Here is a 17272-nt window from a genome sequence, read left to right on the forward strand (position 1 = left end):
TGACCATGACACTTATCATAGTCTGTGAATGACAGATGTGTCTTACGTATGCAAGTATCAACCATTACAATAACGATTGAGGTGGTTGGAGATGAGTAGGGAAAAACAACGAGCGTTAAAACAAAGTGTTGCACCGTATGCTAAATCGAATACAAAGATTGGCGTCTTTCAATTAATAAACACACTAGTACCTTTTTTAATTATGTGGTTCCTAGCTTATCAGAGCTTAACTATTTCTGTTGTATTAAGTCTTGTTTGTTCCGTTATTGCAGCAGGATTTGTTGTTCGAACGTTTATTATTTTTCATGATTGTACTCATGGAAGCTTTTTGAAGTCACCTAAATGGAATCGACTAATAGGAAATGTAACGGGTGTGCTTACGCATTTTCCGTTTGAAAAGTGGAAGCATAGTCATTCAATTCACCATGCAACGAGTGGGAACCTAGACAAACGTGGCACAGGTGATATTTGGGTAATGACTGTAGATGAATATAAAGAAGCATCATCGTTCGAACGTTTAAAGTATCGCTTGTACAGAAATCCGTTGATTTTATTCGGATTAGGTCCACTCTATTTATTTTTAATAGAAAATCGTATCAATTGTAAAGGCGCAAAACGGAAGGAACGCTACAATACGTACGTAACCAATATTTGTATTGTGTTAATTTATGTTGGAATGAGTATGTTTGTTGGTTGGGAAGCTTTCTTACTCGTTCAACTTCCTATTATGTATGTGTCAGGCGCAGCAGGAATTTGGCTATTCTATGTACAACATCAATTCGAAGATTCTTACTTTGAAAATGATCATGAATGGGATTTTGTAAAAGCAGCTGTTGATGGAAGTTCTTACTATAAATTACCTAAGATTATACAATGGCTGACTGGCAATATTGGGTATCACCATGTGCATCATTTAAGTCCCAAAGTGCCAAATTATTATTTAGAAAAAACGCATGAGAATACACCACCATTACAGACGGCAACAACGATTACACTGAAAAAGAGTCTTGAATCCATTTCTTTCCGGTTATATGATGAAGAGAATCAAACGTTTATTAGCTTTAAAGAAATGAAACTGGCTAATCGCTTACAATCCATTCGACGTTCACGAGGTAGAACAAATCGAGTAGGATAAAAGTAAAATGGGAAAGCTCTCGGAAAAGGGAGCTTTCTTTGCTGTACACCAAATTGGCTGTAAGGAGTCTTTAGAATGTATCACTGGTTTCATATTTTCCCCAAAAATACAGGGTTAAGTCTCTATGCATGGATTGTGTTTTGCTTATTGCCCTTTTACTTCATTATTCGTTCATCTACTGTTTATGAAATTATTGTAGGTGTGGCAATGATTATGCTTTTTTTCACTGCCTATCGTTTGTCTTTTATCAAAAAAGGCTGGACCGTTTATGTAGCACTTAGTATTGAAATGCTTATTAGTATTGGCATGACTATTTATTTTGGTTATGTCTACTTCGCATTATTTATCGCCTTTTTTATAGGCAATTTAAAAAGCCGAGCAGGCTTTATTAGTCTATATGTCGTGCACCTTTCCACGACTGTCATAGCGTTTACCATTGGTTCCTTATTAGAGAATGAAGGGTTTATGGCTCAACTTCCTTTTAATGTCCTTAGTATATTAGGTGTGATTTTGTTACCATATACCATTTCTCACCGTAATCGTAGAGAAGAGTTAGAGAGCCAGCTTAAAGTAGCGAATGAACGAATCTCCCAGCTTATGGTTGTGGAGGAGAGGCAGCGGATTGCTAGAGATCTACACGACACATTGGGACAAAAGCTATCTTTAATTGGCCTGAAAAGTGACTTGGCTCGAAAGTTATTAAAAGTCAAGCCAGATTTAGCTGAGCAAGAGCTTGAAGATATAAACCAAACGTCAAGAACAGCATTACGTGAAGTGAGGGAAATTGTCTCAGATATGAGAACAGCGCGATTGAAAGACGAGATGGTCCATGTTCAAGCGCTCCTTGCTTCCAGCGATATGGCGTGTGAGATTTCAGGAGAAGGGTCATTTAAACACCTTCCTCTGCTAATTGAAGACGTGTTCTGTATGTGCTTAAAAGAATCTGTGACAAATGTAGTCAAGCATAGTGAAGCTACTACGTGCACCATTCAATTAGAAAATCATCCGAACGAATGGCGTATGATTGTAAGGGATGATGGCGTCGGATTGCAACATAAGCTACCAGCAAGAAAGAAAAGTGGATTAATTGGAATGAAAGAAAGACTAGAATTTGTGAACGGGGATTTGGACATAACGTCTAGTGAGGGAACAGTACTGACCATTGCTATACCGAGAATTATTTATCAAAAAGAAGGAGAGGTACTATGATTCGAATTGTGATTGCAGAGGATCAAGGAATGGTTTTAGGTGCACTTGCATCCTTGTTAGAATTGGAAGCCGATATGACAGTTGTTGGAAAAGCCAAAACAGGTGTTGACGCCGTTGCGCTTGTAAAGCAGGTCCAACCGGATATTTGCATTATGGATATTGAAATGCCACTTATGACCGGAATAGAGGCTGCTGAACAATTAAAAGAAGAGGCATGCAAAATTATTATTCTCACGACCTTCGCGCGAACCGGTTATTTTAATTATGCTCGTGCGGCTGGTGTCAGTGGGTATCTGCTAAAAGATAGTCCAAGTGATGAATTAGCACGAGCCATTCGCACGATTCTAGATGGACGCAAAGTCTATGCACCTGAATTAATGGATATGATCGACGACAGCACGAACCCGTTAACAGATCGAGAAGGTCAAGTAATTCAACTCATTGCAGAAGGAAAGAGCACAAAAGAAGTAGCAGATCATTTAAACATAAAAACAGGAACCGTACGAAACTATGTATCGGTGATTTATGAAAAGTTAAACGTTACTAATCGAATTGAAGCTATTTCGCTGATTCAAGAAAAAGGCTGGTATAAATAAAAATAAACAGATGGGCATTAATGAGACAACTTCTATGTCCTTTTCCTGACTACCTGTATGGGTCATGTACTTGTTTTGTTATCGGTTCTGTTCCTCTGCTGAAACCTGTTACATACCGAGAAGTAAGCTTGCCATTATAGTAATAATAAAAGCAATTACAGTTGAGGCTACAAACCATGATTTTAGTGTTCCTTCGTTTTTTAACAAAGCATCAAAAATCCCATTAAGAATAAAGACAATAACAAACACTACGATAAAAAGTAAGAAAATAATCAAGTGCTGTCCTCCTTTAAACAACTTTTGCTTTTAGGTAATAAATTGAATCAATTCATTCTATCATTTTGACGAGAAGATCGCTTTCTTGACAATAAGAAAGATTTTTTATTTGAGAGTCATTAATACTAAGGCAATAGAAAAGACAAAAGAACCTATCACTTTGTATAGGCTCTTTGGCATGGAATAGACTTGGTTAAATAACATAGTCATTTACGTGGAAAACACCAATTTTTTCAGGTCGAATATAAGCGGTATCGCCAACTTGTAGGCCAAGCTCGACAATTGTTTTTTTCGGTTGTTGAATGTCAATCATCTCCGGGTGACCTTCATGTTTCGCTTCAATAAAAACAATGGGTCCAACTGGATGAATGGAGGTGATCGTTATTTTTAAGTCGGCTTTTCCCTCATAAGTCGTCGAAATGGAAAATTCGTGTGGGCGAGCAAATCCGATCGCTTCCTCTTCTTCCAGTGTTGAAGCGGTTTCCCAGTCGGCACCTTGAATGTGCAAGGTCCCTGCTTTAGCCTGACCGGAAAAACGGTTTGCGTTTCCTAGAAATTCATAGACAAATGGTGTTCGGGGTTCTTCATAGACGTAAGTAGGTGTGCCTACTTGCTCGATGGTGCCGTTGCGCATGACAACTACTTTATCAGCTACATCAAGTGCTTCTTCTTGATCGTGTGTAACAAATACAGTCGTAATACCTGTCTGCTTGTGCAACGTTCGTAACCATCGGCGTAGCTCTTTACGTACTTGGGCATCAAGTGCCCCGAACGGCTCATCTAGTAGTAATACATCTGGATTAATAGCTAAGGCACGAGCGAGTGCTACACGTTGACGCTGTCCTCCTGATAATTCAGAAGGATACCTTTCTCCAAGACCGTCGAGCTTCACAAGAGAAAGAAGTTCATCCACACGCTTTGTAATCTCTTGCTTAGAAGGTCGTTCGCTACGTTTTAAAACCGTTAATCCGTATGCAATGTTTGCTGATACAGTCATGTGAGCAAACAGGGCATAGTGTTGAAACACGAAACCCACTTTTCGTTCTCGTGGGGATCGGTGGGTGACATTTTTCCCTTTAATCTCAATTTCGCCACCATTGGTTGTCTCTAATCCAGCAATCATGCGTAGTAGTGTCGTTTTACCAGAACCAGAAGGACCAAGTAAAGCGAACAATTCTCCTTGTTCCACTTCAAGGTTAATATCCTTTAAAATCGGTGTGGTACCGAATGATTTATAGAGGTTCGTCATTTTTATGGTCATTTCGTTTTTACCTTCCTTTGACGGGATTCCACCAATTGCTTTACAACGATGGTAACAATGGCAAAGAGGGACATTAATGCAGCAATGGCAAACGACGCCGTGAACTGGTATTCGTTGTATAAGATTTCAACGTGAAGGGGCATCGTATTAGTGCTGCCTCGAATTCGACCTGATACAACGGATACGGCACCAAATTCACCAATTGTGCGGGCTGTACAGAGAATGACGCCGTAGAGAAGTCCCCATTTAATAGCAGGTAACGTCACACGAAGAAAGGTTTGCCAGCCGCTGGCACCAAGGGTAACGGATGCTTCTTCGGCTTCTGATCCTTGTGCCTCCATTAGTGGAATGAGTTCTCTCACTACAAAAGGTAACGTGACGAACATCGTCGCGAGAATGATTCCTGGTAATGCAAAGATCACTTGAAAACCATTTGCTGTAAGCCATTCACCAAAAAAGCCATAAACACCATAAAGCAAAATAAAGAGTAGCCCTGCAATAACAGGAGAAACCGCAAAAGGAATTTCTATAAGCGTTATGAGAAATTGTCTACCTTTAAACCGAAACTTGGTAAGCGCCCAAGCGGCAGCTAGACCAAATAATGTATGTAAGGGAACAGTAATGACTACGACTAATAGTGTTAACTGAATGGCAGATAATGCATCTGGTTCTGTGATTGACGCAACAAAGACTTGAAAGCCTTGGGCAAAAGCACCTGAGAAGATTACGATTAGTGGAAGAAACAAAAACAACAGTAAGAATAAAAACGCAACACTTATTAATACATAGCTTAACCATGTTTTTTTTGTTTGCATTACGTTATCCTCCTTTGTCCAAGTTTCCTTGAAATAAACCACTGAAGTGCATTAACAGCCAAAAGAAGCGCAAACGAAAGTGTTAGCATGACAACGGCAATTGCTGTAGCGCCACCATAATCAAATTGCTCAAGCTTCGTCATAATAAGCAACGGTACAATCTCTGTTTGCATCGGCATATTACCGGCGATAAAAACGACTGAGCCGTATTCTCCAAGGGCTCGTGCAAATGCTAGCGTCATTCCTGCCAGTAAGGCAGGAATGAGCACAGGGAAGATTACGGTCCGAAATGTTTGGAAAGGAGTAGCGCCGAGCAGTGCCGAAGCTTCTTCCGTTTCTTGATCGATGGTTTTTAATACCGGTTCCACCATACGAACGACAAATGGAAGTCCAATAAAGGTTAGCGCAATGGTAACTCCAATTGGTGTGAAAGCGACTTGAATGCCCAGAGGAGCAAGTAGTGAGCCAATCCATCCACTTTCTGTGTAAAGGCTTGTCAACGCTATTCCTGCTACAGCAGTAGGTAAGGCGAAAGGTAGATCAATCATGCCGTCCATGATCCGTTTACCTGGGAACGTGTAACGCACCATGACCCAAGCAATTAAAACCCCAAAAACACCATTTATTAATGCAGCAATTAACGAGGCTGTAAAAGATAAGCGAAACGCTGCGTATACACGTGGGTCATTTAGCGCGTTCCAAAACGTATCCCAGCCATTATAAACAGTAAACACAATCAATGCGGCAAGGGGAATGAAAACAATAAAACTCATATAGAGCATCGTAAAGCCTAAGCTTAACCCAAAGCCGGGTAATATTCGTTTCATAATCGACTCCTACGTATTAAGGTTGATAAATCGTATCGAAAATGCCTCCGTCGGCGAAATGTTTTTCCTGTGCTTCTTGCCATGAACCGAACTTCTCATCAATGGTAAAGAGCTCAAGCTCGGGGAAGGAATCACTATATTCTGAAAGAACTTCTTCGTTTCTTGGACGATAGTGATGCTCTGCAATTAATCGCTGTCCTTCATCGGTATATAAAAATTCTAAATAAGCTTCGGCGACTTCTCGTGTTCCTTTCCGATCAACCACTTTATCAACGATTGCTACTGGTGGTTCGGTTAATATTGAAATAGAAGGCGTTACAATATCGAATTCATCTTCCCCTAATTCGTTCGCAGCAAGAATCGCTTCGTTTTCCCAAGCGAGAAGAACATCCCCAATATTACGCTCAACAAATGAAGTCGTTGCCCCGCGTGCGCCTGAATCTAAAGCGACCACATTTTTGTAGATATCACTCACAAATGCTTGTGCTTCTTCTTCGGAGCCATATGCTTCTTCAGCAAATCCCCATGCGGCTAAATAATTCCATCGAGCACCACCAGAAGTCTTAGGGTTTGGAGTGACGACTTCAACGTCCTCACGAATTAAATCATCCCAATCTTGAATATCTTTTGGATTACCTTTTCGGACGAGAAAATTAATAGTAGATGTATAAGGAGAAGAGTTATCTGCGAACTGTGATTGCCAATCTGAATCGAGCAACTCTCTTTCCTGTAGAACATCAATATCGTAAGCCAATGCTAACGTAACAACATCTGCATCAAGGCCATCTAAAACTGAGCGTGCTTGACTTCCAGACCCACCGTGTGAGGCATTAATTTTAATTGTTTCTCCTGTTTCTTCTTCCCAATATTCAATAAAGGCATCATCCACATCCGTATACAATTCACGCGTAGGGTCATAAGAGACATTTAATAACTCCACTGTCGATCCAGAACTAGAGGTGGTATTGCAAGCAGCGAGAACACCTAATGATAGTAAGGGAAGGATAATTTTTTTCATGTCAACACTCCTTTTATGTATTCCTATGTATTTAGTGGGAATTAAGACTAAAAAAATAGCGTGCTAATGTGTTCTTATATTATTCTTATAATTCCGATCTGTCAATAAGTTTTTTGTGAATGAAGCATCCTTTTAACTGGAATGATTGATAAGGGGAAGAAAGTGAGTACAGCTTCATATGGCTAAAATAGCGGGGCACAAGGCATGGTGATAAATAAAGAGCTTGTCTCGAATCGAAACAAACTCTGGGCATTCTAGTTTACATTGTGATGCTCTGAACGAAATTAAGATGTTAGAATACTATCAATCATTTCTAGTTCGCTCTTGCTAAACGCTAAATGATCAAGGGCTTTTACATTCTCTTCAATTTGTTCCACCTTACTTGCGCCAATTAATGCTGATGTGACTTTCCCTTCACGAAGTACCCAAGCTAGGCTCATCTGGGCTAGGGACTGGTTGCGCTCCTTTGCTATCTCGTTTAATTGAATTAATTTTGAAATGGTAGCATCGGTGATCTCTTCTTGAGACAAGCTCGTTCCCTTACTAGCGCGAGATCCTTTAGGAATTCCATTTAAGTACTTGCTTGTTAACAAACCTTGAGCAAGTGGAACAAATGCAATCGAACCAACTCCATTCTCCTCCAACACTTCTTGCAACCCGTCTTCAATCCAACGGTTCAACATGGAGTAAGCAGGTTGATGAATGAATAATGGTGTACCCAGGTCACTGAGTATCTTCACGGCTTCAGAGGTTTGCTTTGCATCATAGCTCGAAATGCCAATATATAAGGCTTTTCCTTGTCGAACAAGTAAATCCAGTGCATGCATCGTCTCTTCAAGGGGTGTATCAGGATCAGGACGATGATGATAGAACACATCAACATACTCTAACCCCATTCTTTTTAAGCTTTGATCTAAGCTTGATACGAGGTATTTTTTTGAACCCCAGTCTCCATAAGGGCCGTCCCACATCTTGTAACCTGCTTTGCTGGAAATAATGAGTTCATCTCTGTAAGGCGCCAAATCTGTCTTGAGCATCTCTCCAAAAAATTCTTCTGCAGAACCTGGTGGTGGTCCGTAATTATTTGCCAAATCAAAATGTGTTATGCCTAAGTCAAAGGCTTTTCGTATCATTTCTTTTCCCGTTTCCCTTGCATCGACACCGCCGAAATTATGCCACAAGCCAAACGAAATAAGTGGAAGTTTTAAACCAGAGTGTCCAGACCGACGATACTGCATGTGTTCGTATCTATTACTAGCTGCTACGTATACCATAGAATCTCTCCTTTATCGTCATTCTTCACATTGTAAACGTTTTCTTCGTTTCCTTCCACTTTTAAAATTACGAGTTATACTGTAAGCTAAATCAAAATGTGGCATGTCTATTTTGTATAAGAGTTTACTTGCTCATAGCTAAGAAGACTCACACAGACTATAAACCAAAATTTCTTTTCCCCACGTAAGAATGCGTTTTTCTTTTGTCATACCAATTCGCTCAGCGACTCGAATGGAAGGGTAGTTGAGTGGAGCAATTAAGGAAATGAGTCGCTTTTGTCCTAAGTCGTTAATGGCGAAATCACGGCAAGCAGATGCCGCTTCGGTTGCATAGCCATTGCCCCACGCATGCCTTGCGAACAAGTAACCAATTTCTACTTCATCTTTCCCTTCTACATGTTGGGGCACTAAACCACATTGACCTAAAAATGTTTTTGTCTCTTTGTCTTCAACAATCCATAGACCAGCCCCGGTTTGTTGATAAAGACCTAGCTGCCATTGAATCCATTTTTTTGTTTCAGTTTCACTTTTTGTTCCAGGATAATGAACCATTGCTTCTGGATCAGTAAATATGGTCATTAAATGGTCTACATCGGTAAGTGTCATCTGCCGCAAGGCTAGTCGATCCGTTACGAGTACATCCTCGTTCAATTTGTTTTCCTCCTCGTTTTTTTTTTTACAATTCACATGTTGCTAGGAGCGTGCCTCTTTTTTCGAGTCACTTTTTTTAGAAGCTAGACAGTAGTAGCGAATCTGTAAGTATTTTATCGTAATTTGTAGCTTGTTAAGTAAATAAAAACAACTCGTTCCTTAAGACAAAAAGTGTAGAAAGTGGGTATTGGTAATGAAATTCATTCTTTTATGGCGAAATCCTGCAAATGCAGATGGGCGATTAAAGTTTTAAGACACAGTCGTTGCACAATGGGTGAACAAATGGCTTGCTCGCAAAACAGTCTAATGGGATGAAACATGGTTCATGTTGTTACGTAAAACGAGTGGAGGTGATTAGGTGAAAAAATGGATCGTAGGAGCTCCTATTTTAGGTGCAATTCTTATCGTAAGCCTTTTCTTTTTCCAAATTCAAACCATAGCCCCGGAAGAAAATGAGCAGTTCCAACAGCCACTTTTAGAAGCAATTGTACAAGCGCGAGAAGATGTCGCCGCTATAGATGGACTAAGGGACAAAGGAATAGAGAAATGGGCAATAAGACTAAGAATCAATCAACTGACTACTGGTCATGTGCATTCTGAAGAAGATTTACTCGCACAAGCGGAACAGGCACATGTAAAAAGAAACGATCAACTAATGGTAGCAAAAGAAGTATATGGTGTAGATATGAGTGAGAATCAGATTCATACCTTCATAAATCAAGAATTGGAACAAGTCGACGACGCGTTTATGAAACCTATCGCTGCCGCTCATGGAATGTCACTAGAAGCATTTATGTTTGAATGGGAATATGACCATTTTGCTTACAATTATGCGTGGCGTGAAATAGGGAGCCAGCTCGAAGAAGAATTTCCTATTCAAGAAGGAGAAACAGCAGAGGAATACAATGAACGCTTACGTGAAGAATGGCGTTCGAAAATAAAAGAGATGTAGCGCATCGTTGCTACATCTTTTTCTCTTATTTCATAAGTGAAGCCCTGCCCTTATGCACGTTGTATGAAAAGGAGTCAGTATGAATGAACGTAATACCAAATCATGTTAATAAACGTTTGTACAGTGTCTTCCATTGTTGTATCTTGTGCTGATGCTTGAAACGGTTTCAATAAAGGTAACAGAACGGCTTTTCGTATACGCTCTTTTTGAAGCTCTTCTAAAATGGCATCAAATAAATCTTTCTGCTCTTCGTAAAAGTGTGCTACATCAAATGACTCTGCGTAAGACAACACATCTTTTTTTGTAATCGTTCTATGTTCAACTTGGGAACGGAATTGCTGAATGGCACCATCGTTCAACAACAGATGCTGATCTCGCTCCATTTTTTTCAGAATGTCTTCTAAATAGGAAAGTAGGATGTCTATGACTGTCTCAAGATGGTAACTACTGTTTGTATAGCGATGAACAAATAGTGTGTGTTGCATCATACCCGTAAAAAGAACGACTCCTTCAAATGCATAAGGGCGTACGGATTCACCTCTTACTTCAATTAAGCGTTGGGTGAGCCATTCCATATCATGCACGCGGTGCTTGAGGACTAGCTTCTTTAAATCGGCTTCGTTTGAATGGAGAATCGCTTCGAATAGCCGATATAGGTGTTTTTCTTCTTGCAATTTAATGAAAATCGCAATTTGCTCAATGAAAATGGTTCGATCGTTTCGGGCTTTGCCGATTTGTGCAGCAATGCGCCGTTGGCTTGCTTCATATCGTAAATCCTCTAAAATTTCGGCAACACAATCATTTTTAGAGGAAAAATAATTATAAAACGTACCTTTTGAGATAGATGCTGCTTTTACTATATCTTGGATCGATGTATGCTGAATGCCTTTCTCTTGAAAGAGTTTTAAAGCCGTTTCCGCGACATGTTTCTTTCTTTCGTTCATTGGAGCCTCCTCGATAGATTCCGATGTGCTTAGTATAAATTCTAGAACGAAAAAAAACAATTTATACAGTGAGTATAATATATTGACTATATTGTACCATAGGTATAATATAGCGTAGTGTTGAATTTCTGATTAGAGGTGACGATGCATGAACGAAAGCATGCAGCTAAAAAGACCTCCCTACTTGATGATAGGGATTTTATTTGTTGGTGCGTTTGTAGCATTCTTAAATAATTCATTATTAAATGTGGCTTTACCAAGTATTATGGTGGATTTAGGCATTGAAGATTACTCCACAGTTCAATGGCTAGCAACTGGCTATATGCTTGTCAGTGGTGTACTAATTCCAGCTTCTGCCTATTTATTAACCCGGTTTACAAATCGGAATCTTTATATAGCAGCAATGGCCATTTTTACAATCGGAACAGCTCTTGCGGCATTTGCTCCAAACTTTGGTCTGTTATTAACAGGAAGAATGGTGCAGGCGGTAGGCGGCTCTGTTATGGGACCGTTGCTGATGAACGTGATGCTCATTAGTTTTCCACGGGAAAAACGGGGGACGGCTATGGGTGTATTTGGTCTTGTCATGATTACTGCACCTGCGATTGGACCAACATTATCTGGTTACATTGTGCAAAATTACGATTGGCGCTTGTTATTTGAAATGATTCTGCCACTTTCTATTATTAGTCTTGTTTTAGCTTTATGGAAATTAGGAAACGTGATGCCTCAAAATAAAGAGGCTCACTTGGACTACACGTCAGTGGTCCTTTCAAGCTTAGGCTTTGGTGGGTTGCTTTATGGATTCAGCTCAGCAAGCTCGGATGGATGGACAGATTTTTGGGTATTAGTGACATTAATCGTTGGTGTCATTACCCTCACTGCCTTTATCATACGGCAATTGCGGATGGATGAGCCGCTCTTAGATTTACGAGTGTATAAGTACCCAATGTTTGCATTGGCATCGGTTATTGCTGCAGTTAATGCAGTGGCTATGTTCTCCGGTATGATTTTGACGCCTGCTTATGTACAAAGCGTACGCGGTATCTCACCGCTAGATTCCGGGTTACTTATGTTACCAGGAGCCATTATTATGGGATTGATGTCTCCTATAACCGGGAAGCTATTTGATAAATTTGGACCACGAACCATATCTGTACTTGGTCTTGTGATTTCGGCTATTTCTACTTATATGTTGGCTAACCTCCAACTTGATACACCGTATGCTATGATTGTTGTTATTTACAGTATACGAATGCTAGGAATGTCTCTTGTCATGATGCCCATTATGACAAACGGATTAAATCAACTACCAACACGTTTAAATCCGCACGGGACGGCCATTAACAATACGGCACAACAAGTATCTGGATCCATTGGAACAGCAATTCTTGTAACGATTATGAACAGTGTTGCTGCTAGCGAAGCAGAAAGTATTTTAAGCCAAACTGATCCTGCTGCTGTCAATGAAGCTGCGCTAATGCAACAGTCGTTATTAGCGGGAATACAATTTTCTTTCTATGTCGCGTTTGGAATGACACTTATTGCATTACTGCTCTCGTTCTTTGTGAAAAGAGTTGATACAAGTATGGAAGCTGTACGAAAAATCGAAGCAGAATAAAGAAAAAGAGTATGGAGTGATCCTCCATACTCTTTTTCTTAGTGATTCTCATGAATCTTTTACTCGTTCTTTACACTAGCTTAATGAAAGGGCTTTACAGTGTAAGAAAGGAGTTGAGGGTAATGGTGCTATTTCTCTTAACCATCAGTCTTTATTTCTTTGCCACAATTGTTGCGTTGCGAAAGGTTCAATCGACAGAGAACAGAAATCAAACCGGATAAATGCATCCGGTTTAGTTTCTTAAAGAATCTGTGACAAAAATAGTTTTGTTCGCTCGTGCTTTGGATTTTCGAATAGCTCAGTCGGTGTACCTGTTTCAATAATTTCTCCTTGATCAAATAATATGATCCGGTCCCCGACCTCTTGCGCAAAATTCATTTCATGTGTCACGACAACCATCGTCATCCCCGTTTTAGCGAGCTCTTTCATAACGTCTAGCACTTCCTTAATCATTTCAGGATCTAGTGCAGATGTAGGCTCGTCAAACAGCATAATCTTTGGCTCCATGGCAAGAGCTCTAGCAATCGCAACACGCTGCTGCTGTCCTCCTGAAAGTTGACCAGGGTATTTGTTCGCTTGTTCTGGTATACCGACCCGCTCAAGCAATGCTAATGCCTTTTTCTCTACTTCGGCTTTGGGCCATTTTCTTACCCACATAGGGGAAAGCATAATGTTTTTCTTAATTGTCATGTGCGGGAACAAATTAAATTGTTGAAAAACCATCCCCGTTTCCCTACGAATTTTGTCCATTTCTTTAATATCATCTGAAAGGCTTGTGCCATCAATTGTAATTGAACCTTGCTGGATGTCCTCAAGGCCATTTAGCGTCCGGATAAAAGTGGATTTCCCTGAACCAGATGGTCCTAAGACGCAAATCACTTCTCCCCGTTTCACCTCTAAATTGACATCTTTCAGTACATGTAAGTCCCCAAACCATTTATTGATACTATCACATGTAATAATGGGTTCTCTCTCAGCTAGAGGGATATCCGAATCAAATGCATCAAGCGCTGTTGTCGTTTCTTCTGTCTGTGACATAACCTCATATCCTTTCTGTTTTTAAATTAACGATCGCCTACACCAAGGGAGTGCTCAATTCGTCTTGAAGCGTAAGAAAGTATGGAGCAGAAGATAAAGAAGACGAGAGCAACGAATAAAAATAGCTCCATTTGATAACCAATAAATTCAGGGTTGGCGGCAATATTTCGTGCCATACCGAGTAAGTCAATTAAGCCAACGATGGCAACAAGGGAAGTATCTTTGAAAATGGCGATAAACTGTCCGACCATACTTGGAATGACGGCTTTCAACGCTTGCGGTAATATGACAAAGCAGGTGGTGACAGGTGTTCCTAGACCGAGTGCGTGAGCTGCTTCAAATTGTCCTCTTGGTATAGATTGAAGGCCACCTCGAATATTCTCAGCAAGGTACGCAGCATTAAACATGGTCAACCCAATCATAGCCCGAACGATATGGTCGATGGATACAGATCCACCTAATAAGAGCGGCAGCATGATTTGAGCAACGAATAAAATCGTAATAAGTGGTACACCACGAATGAGCTCAATATAGAAGATACAGAAGTATTTAATAGCCGGTAACTTACTGCGCCGTCCCAAAGCTAGGAGCAAGCCAAGGGGGAACGAACAAAGAATGGCGACAGAAGCGAGTAGTAATGTCAGTAAGAAACCACCCCATAGATTCGTCCCAACGCTAGGCAATAGCCCGAATCCGTGTAGTAGAAAACCAGAAATGGGTATAAATCCAATCCATACGAGTAGCACGGTTTTTTTTATTTTAAAGAAATGCCCGAGGCCAAATCCAGCTCCCATGATCAGGATGGCACCACTAAGCCAAAGTCTAGTTTCAAACGCGACAAAAGGAAGCGCAAGGCAAACAAGAAAAATAAGACTGAGAAAAAAGGCTACATGGGTCATTACACCTTTCCAGCTGCCTGCACTCAGGCCGAGGAGGAGTGCAAAAAGGAGTATTCCTGTCCATAATCGCCAAAGCTGATCTACTGGATATTGACCAGAAAGAAGGAGCTTGAAGTTTGGTGGGATGACCGACCAATCTGCTGTGACGAAAACCCAATGACCAACTTGATATAAAAGCCAGCTGGCAAAGCTAAGTAAGGCCAGAGTGAATAACGATTGCCGCCAGTTCGTAAATAAGTTTTCTTTTAACCAGTTTGCTAGAGATGTTGTATGTTTAGGCGGAGGAAGGGATGTCTTCAATCCACTAGGCTGTAAGTCTGACTGTGCCATGAGCTCACCTCTCTTTTAGTTGCGTGAATTTGTTAAATAGATTCATAAAAATAGAAGTTAAAATGCTAAATAGTAAATAGCATGCAATCATTACGATGATCATCTGTACAGCACGACCAGATTGGGATAACGTAATGTTGCCAATTGTTACAATTTCCGGATACCCTACAGCTACACCTAAGCTTGAGTTTTTCGTCAGATTTAAATACTGGTTCGTCATCGGCGGTATAATAATGCGATAGGCTTGTGGAAAAATAACAAGGCGCAGAGCTGTTGACTCTTTTAAGCCAAGGGAATAAGCAGCTTCTCGCTGACCTTTATTCACACCGAGTATGCCTGCCCGTACGATTTCAGCAATAAAAGCGGCTGTATACATAACAAGGGCAATAAGAATAGCACCAAAGCTAGGTGAAAGAATAAAGCCCCCTACATAACTACGACCGTTTTCATTGATAGCTGGAATACTAAGTTGAAAGGGACCTTGCATAGTGATAAGAAACGATGCAATCCCGGCAATGAGAATAGCACTGATAAACCAGAGGTACGGGCGCTTGTTTTGTCCAAGTGCCATCTGTTGTTTTAATTTAAATCGATAGATGAGAATACCAACAATGAATCCGATAAGGAGAACAGCGCCCCAAATCCATGTGGCGGTGGTTGCATCATCAACCCAAGGAATGGCAACACCTCGATTACTGAAGAAAAATGCCTGACCGATGTTCACTTCAGATTCAATAAGTGGCAACGTCAGAAATACAGCCGAATACCAAATAATCATTTGAACGAGTAATGGTGTGTTTCGGAAGATTTCAACATATACTTTTGCAATTGTACGAGCAAGCCAGTTTTTGCTTAAACGAGCAATGCCAATAATTGTTCCTAAAATTGTGGCAAGTATAATGCCGATAAAGGCTACTCGCAATGTGTTTAGAATCCCTACCAATATAGCTCGCGCATACGAATCAGTTGCTGAATAAGAGATTAACTTATCACCTGAAATATCAAACGATGCTGTACGGCTCAGAAATGAAAAATCAAGAGACATGCCAAGTCGGTTCATTCCGACAATAACGTTATTGACAATAAATGCGATCGCAGCAAGAACAATGACGATAAAAATGACTTGAATGGTCGTATCTTTAGCGCGTCGATTGTTCCAAATTCGCTTCATTGCTTCCATAAGTTCACCTCAAATATGTGAAGGCCTGACTGATGAGGCAGGCCTTGTTAATAGTATGAATGATTTAGCGGAATGGTGGAGAATAATGTAAACCGCCATTTGTCCATATGTTGTTCATTTCTCGTTCTAAGCCAAATGTTGTCTCTGGACCAATATGGCGATTGTAAATTTCCTCGTAATTACCAACTTGCTTGATAATGTTTACAGCAAAATCATTCTCTAAACCAATTTGTTCACCGAGGGCGCCTTCTAAGCCTAAGAATCGACGAATTTCTGGGTCCTCTGTATCCATAAAGGAATCAATATTTGTTGAATCAATACCGAATTCTTCGGCTTGAATAGTTGCATATACAGACCAATTCATGATGTCAAACCAAGTAGCGTCTGTTGATTTTACGACAGGTGCAAGAGGTTCCTTTGAAATGACATCTGGCAAAATAACATGATCATCTGGATTCGATAAAGTGTCTAAACGAGCAGCAAGGCCTGACCGATCTGTTGTCCATGCATCAGCACTCCCACTTTCATATGAATCCACAACTTGATCTTGTCCGTCGAAAGGAAGGGGCTCATAATCGATGCCTAATAAGCGGAATTGGTCGGCTAAATTCATTTCCGTAGTCGTACCAGTGTCAACACCAATACGGGCACCTTCAAGATCTTCTAATGACGTAATACCACTATCCGCACGCACCATGATACCTTGTCCGTCATAAAAGATCGTTGGTCCGAAGTGTAAGCCCATAGCATCTCGCTCTAACGTATTAGTAGTGTTTCGTACTAGAATATCAACTTCATCGGTTTGTACAGCAGTTAAACGATCTTGGGCAGATAATGGACGGAAAGAAACGGCGTCTGCATCCCCAAAAACTGCTGCGGCAATGACTCGTGCAAAATCAACATCAAAACCTTGGTAATCTCCACTGGAATCTAAGTACCCAAACCCAGGTAAGTCTCCGTTAACCCCGGCAATGACTTCTCCTCGGTCTTTGACACGATCAAGTATAGGCGTCCCGCCACTATTTTCATCTGCATCTGCGCCTTCGTCACTACATGCTGTAAAAGCTAGAAGAGACAGTACGGCTGCGGAGCCGATTAAATATTTTTTCATAAACATCCCCCTGATTGAATATTTTCAAAAATTAAAATAGATGGTACATACGTTTCATCATACAGAAAGTAAGAACTAAAATAGTGATGATCGTTACATTATCTGACAAATTTTTTGACTTTTCTTTGTCTGTGT

General features: G+C 40.5%; 17 protein-coding genes. 5 read left to right on the forward strand and 12 right to left on the reverse strand.

The window, feature by feature from the left end; all coding sequences use genetic code 11:
• The first annotated feature begins 91 nt into the window (after window positions 1-91).
• The 3 genes from desA to E2L03_RS09460 all read left to right on the forward strand — a co-directional run bounded on the left by desA (window position 92) and on the right by E2L03_RS09460 (window position 2940).
• Window positions 92-1135, forward strand: a complete 1044-nt coding sequence (desA, locus tag E2L03_RS09450) for a Delta(5) desaturase DesA (protein ID WP_134259057.1) — start codon at window positions 92-94, stop codon at window positions 1133-1135.
• Between the two features lie 75 nt (window positions 1136-1210).
• The gene (locus E2L03_RS09455; protein ID WP_134259058.1) at window positions 1211-2344 is read left to right on the forward strand and encodes a sensor histidine kinase; all 1134 of its coding nucleotides are present in this window, start codon (window positions 1211-1213) and stop codon (window positions 2342-2344) included.
• The gene (locus E2L03_RS09460; protein WP_038477113.1) at window positions 2341-2940 is read left to right on the forward strand and encodes a response regulator transcription factor; all 600 of its coding nucleotides are present in this window, start codon (window positions 2341-2343) and stop codon (window positions 2938-2940) included. Before E2L03_RS09455 ends, E2L03_RS09460 begins: the two co-directional genes overlap by 4 nt.
• Window positions 2941-3048: 108 nt before the next feature.
• On the opposite strand, the gene E2L03_RS20395 is transcribed toward E2L03_RS09460, so the two are convergent.
• The 7 genes from E2L03_RS20395 to E2L03_RS09490 all read right to left on the reverse strand — a co-directional run bounded on the left by E2L03_RS20395 (window position 3049) and on the right by E2L03_RS09490 (window position 9062).
• Complete coding sequence (locus E2L03_RS20395) at window positions 3049-3216, reverse strand: hypothetical protein (RefSeq protein ID WP_158318490.1); 168 nt, start codon at window positions 3214-3216, stop codon at window positions 3049-3051.
• A gap of 193 nt (window positions 3217-3409) precedes the next feature.
• The gene (locus E2L03_RS09465; protein WP_038477115.1) at window positions 3410-4477 is read right to left on the reverse strand and encodes a sulfate/molybdate ABC transporter ATP-binding protein; all 1068 of its coding nucleotides are present in this window, start codon (window positions 4475-4477) and stop codon (window positions 3410-3412) included.
• Entirely contained in the window at window positions 4474-5292 is an 819-nt protein-coding gene (gene cysW / locus E2L03_RS09470; RefSeq protein ID WP_134259059.1) for a sulfate ABC transporter permease subunit CysW, read from the reverse strand. Before cysW ends, E2L03_RS09465 begins: the two co-directional genes overlap by 4 nt.
• Window positions 5292-6119: a sulfate ABC transporter permease subunit CysT gene (cysT, locus tag E2L03_RS09475; protein ID WP_055736662.1), complete on the reverse strand. Its 828-nt coding sequence runs from the start codon at window positions 6117-6119 to the stop codon at window positions 5292-5294. Before cysT ends, cysW begins: the two co-directional genes overlap by 1 nt.
• 16 nt (window positions 6120-6135) lie before the next feature.
• The gene (locus tag E2L03_RS09480; protein ID WP_055736663.1) at window positions 6136-7137 is read right to left on the reverse strand and encodes a sulfate ABC transporter substrate-binding protein; all 1002 of its coding nucleotides are present in this window, start codon (window positions 7135-7137) and stop codon (window positions 6136-6138) included.
• 284 nt (window positions 7138-7421) lie between these two features.
• Window positions 7422-8411, reverse strand: a complete 990-nt coding sequence (gene mgrA, locus E2L03_RS09485) for an L-glyceraldehyde 3-phosphate reductase (RefSeq protein WP_134259060.1) — start codon at window positions 8409-8411, stop codon at window positions 7422-7424.
• Window positions 8412-8549: 138 nt separating this feature from the next.
• Window positions 8550-9062: a GNAT family N-acetyltransferase gene (locus E2L03_RS09490; RefSeq protein ID WP_134259061.1), complete on the reverse strand. Its 513-nt coding sequence runs from the start codon at window positions 9060-9062 to the stop codon at window positions 8550-8552.
• A gap of 358 nt (window positions 9063-9420) precedes the next feature.
• Here E2L03_RS09490 and E2L03_RS09495 point away from each other — a divergent pair, with 358 nt between their 5' ends.
• Window positions 9421-10014, forward strand: a complete 594-nt coding sequence (locus E2L03_RS09495) for a hypothetical protein (protein WP_134259062.1) — start codon at window positions 9421-9423, stop codon at window positions 10012-10014.
• 74 nt (window positions 10015-10088) lie between these two features.
• Here the strand turns inward: E2L03_RS09495 and E2L03_RS09500 are convergent, their stop codons facing one another.
• Window positions 10089-10958: a TetR/AcrR family transcriptional regulator gene (locus E2L03_RS09500; protein ID WP_038477137.1), complete on the reverse strand. Its 870-nt coding sequence runs from the start codon at window positions 10956-10958 to the stop codon at window positions 10089-10091.
• 148 nt (window positions 10959-11106) lie between these two features.
• Between E2L03_RS09500 and E2L03_RS09505 the strand changes: the two genes are divergently transcribed.
• Entirely contained in the window at window positions 11107-12579 is a 1473-nt protein-coding gene (locus tag E2L03_RS09505; protein ID WP_124741430.1) for a DHA2 family efflux MFS transporter permease subunit, read from the forward strand.
• 240 nt (window positions 12580-12819) lie between these two features.
• Here E2L03_RS09505 and E2L03_RS09510 read toward each other — a convergent pair whose 3' ends face one another.
• The 4 genes from E2L03_RS09510 to E2L03_RS09525 all read right to left on the reverse strand — a co-directional run bounded on the left by E2L03_RS09510 (window position 12820) and on the right by E2L03_RS09525 (window position 17137).
• Window positions 12820-13542, reverse strand: a complete 723-nt coding sequence (locus E2L03_RS09510) for an amino acid ABC transporter ATP-binding protein (protein WP_148305223.1) — start codon at window positions 13540-13542, stop codon at window positions 12820-12822.
• Between the two features lie 101 nt (window positions 13543-13643).
• Window positions 13644-14846 carry an amino acid ABC transporter permease gene (locus tag E2L03_RS09515; RefSeq protein ID WP_134259063.1) on the reverse strand — a complete coding sequence of 401 codons (1203 nt, stop codon included), beginning with the start codon at window positions 14844-14846 and terminating at the stop codon, window positions 13644-13646.
• A 4-nt stretch (window positions 14847-14850) separates the two neighbouring features.
• A complete protein-coding gene (locus tag E2L03_RS09520) occupies window positions 14851-16026 on the reverse strand; it encodes an amino acid ABC transporter permease (protein WP_134259064.1) in 1176 nt (391 codons plus the stop codon).
• 64 nt (window positions 16027-16090) lie between these two features.
• A complete protein-coding gene (locus tag E2L03_RS09525) occupies window positions 16091-17137 on the reverse strand; it encodes an amino acid ABC transporter substrate-binding protein (protein WP_038477149.1) in 1047 nt (348 codons plus the stop codon).
• Window positions 17138-17272 lie beyond the last annotated feature (135 nt).

Origin of the sequence: Shouchella oshimensis (assembly GCF_004375095.1) — a bacterium.
Taxonomy (GTDB): Bacteria; Bacillota; Bacilli; order Bacillales; family Bacillaceae_D; genus Shouchella; species Shouchella oshimensis.

Coding starts and splice junctions, on each gene's coding strand:
- E2L03_RS09520 (WP_134259064.1), bottom strand. CDS start 16,026: ATGGAAGCAATGAAGCGAATTTGGAACAATCGACGCGCTAAAGATACG.
- E2L03_RS09515 (WP_134259063.1), bottom strand. CDS start 14,846: ATGGCACAGTCAGACTTACAGCCTAGTGGATTGAAGACATCCCTTCCT.
- E2L03_RS09525 (WP_038477149.1), bottom strand. CDS start 17,137: ATGAAAAAATATTTAATCGGCTCCGCAGCCGTACTGTCTCTTCTAGCT.
- cysT (WP_055736662.1), bottom strand. CDS start 6,119: ATGAAACGAATATTACCCGGCTTTGGGTTAAGCTTAGGCTTTACGATG.
- E2L03_RS09460 (WP_038477113.1), top strand. CDS start 2,341: ATGATTCGAATTGTGATTGCAGAGGATCAAGGAATGGTTTTAGGTGCA.
- E2L03_RS09465 (WP_038477115.1), bottom strand. CDS start 4,477: ATGACCATAAAAATGACGAACCTCTATAAATCATTCGGTACCACACCG.
- E2L03_RS09500 (WP_038477137.1), bottom strand. CDS start 10,958: ATGAACGAAAGAAAGAAACATGTCGCGGAAACGGCTTTAAAACTCTTT.
- E2L03_RS09480 (WP_055736663.1), bottom strand. CDS start 7,137: ATGAAAAAAATTATCCTTCCCTTACTATCATTAGGTGTTCTCGCTGCT.
- mgrA (WP_134259060.1), bottom strand. CDS start 8,411: ATGGTATACGTAGCAGCTAGTAATAGATACGAACACATGCAGTATCGT.
- E2L03_RS09455 (WP_134259058.1), top strand. CDS start 1,211: ATGTATCACTGGTTTCATATTTTCCCCAAAAATACAGGGTTAAGTCTC.
- E2L03_RS09505 (WP_124741430.1), top strand. CDS start 11,107: ATGAACGAAAGCATGCAGCTAAAAAGACCTCCCTACTTGATGATAGGG.
- desA (WP_134259057.1), top strand. CDS start 92: ATGAGTAGGGAAAAACAACGAGCGTTAAAACAAAGTGTTGCACCGTAT.
- cysW (WP_134259059.1), bottom strand. CDS start 5,292: ATGCAAACAAAAAAAACATGGTTAAGCTATGTATTAATAAGTGTTGCG.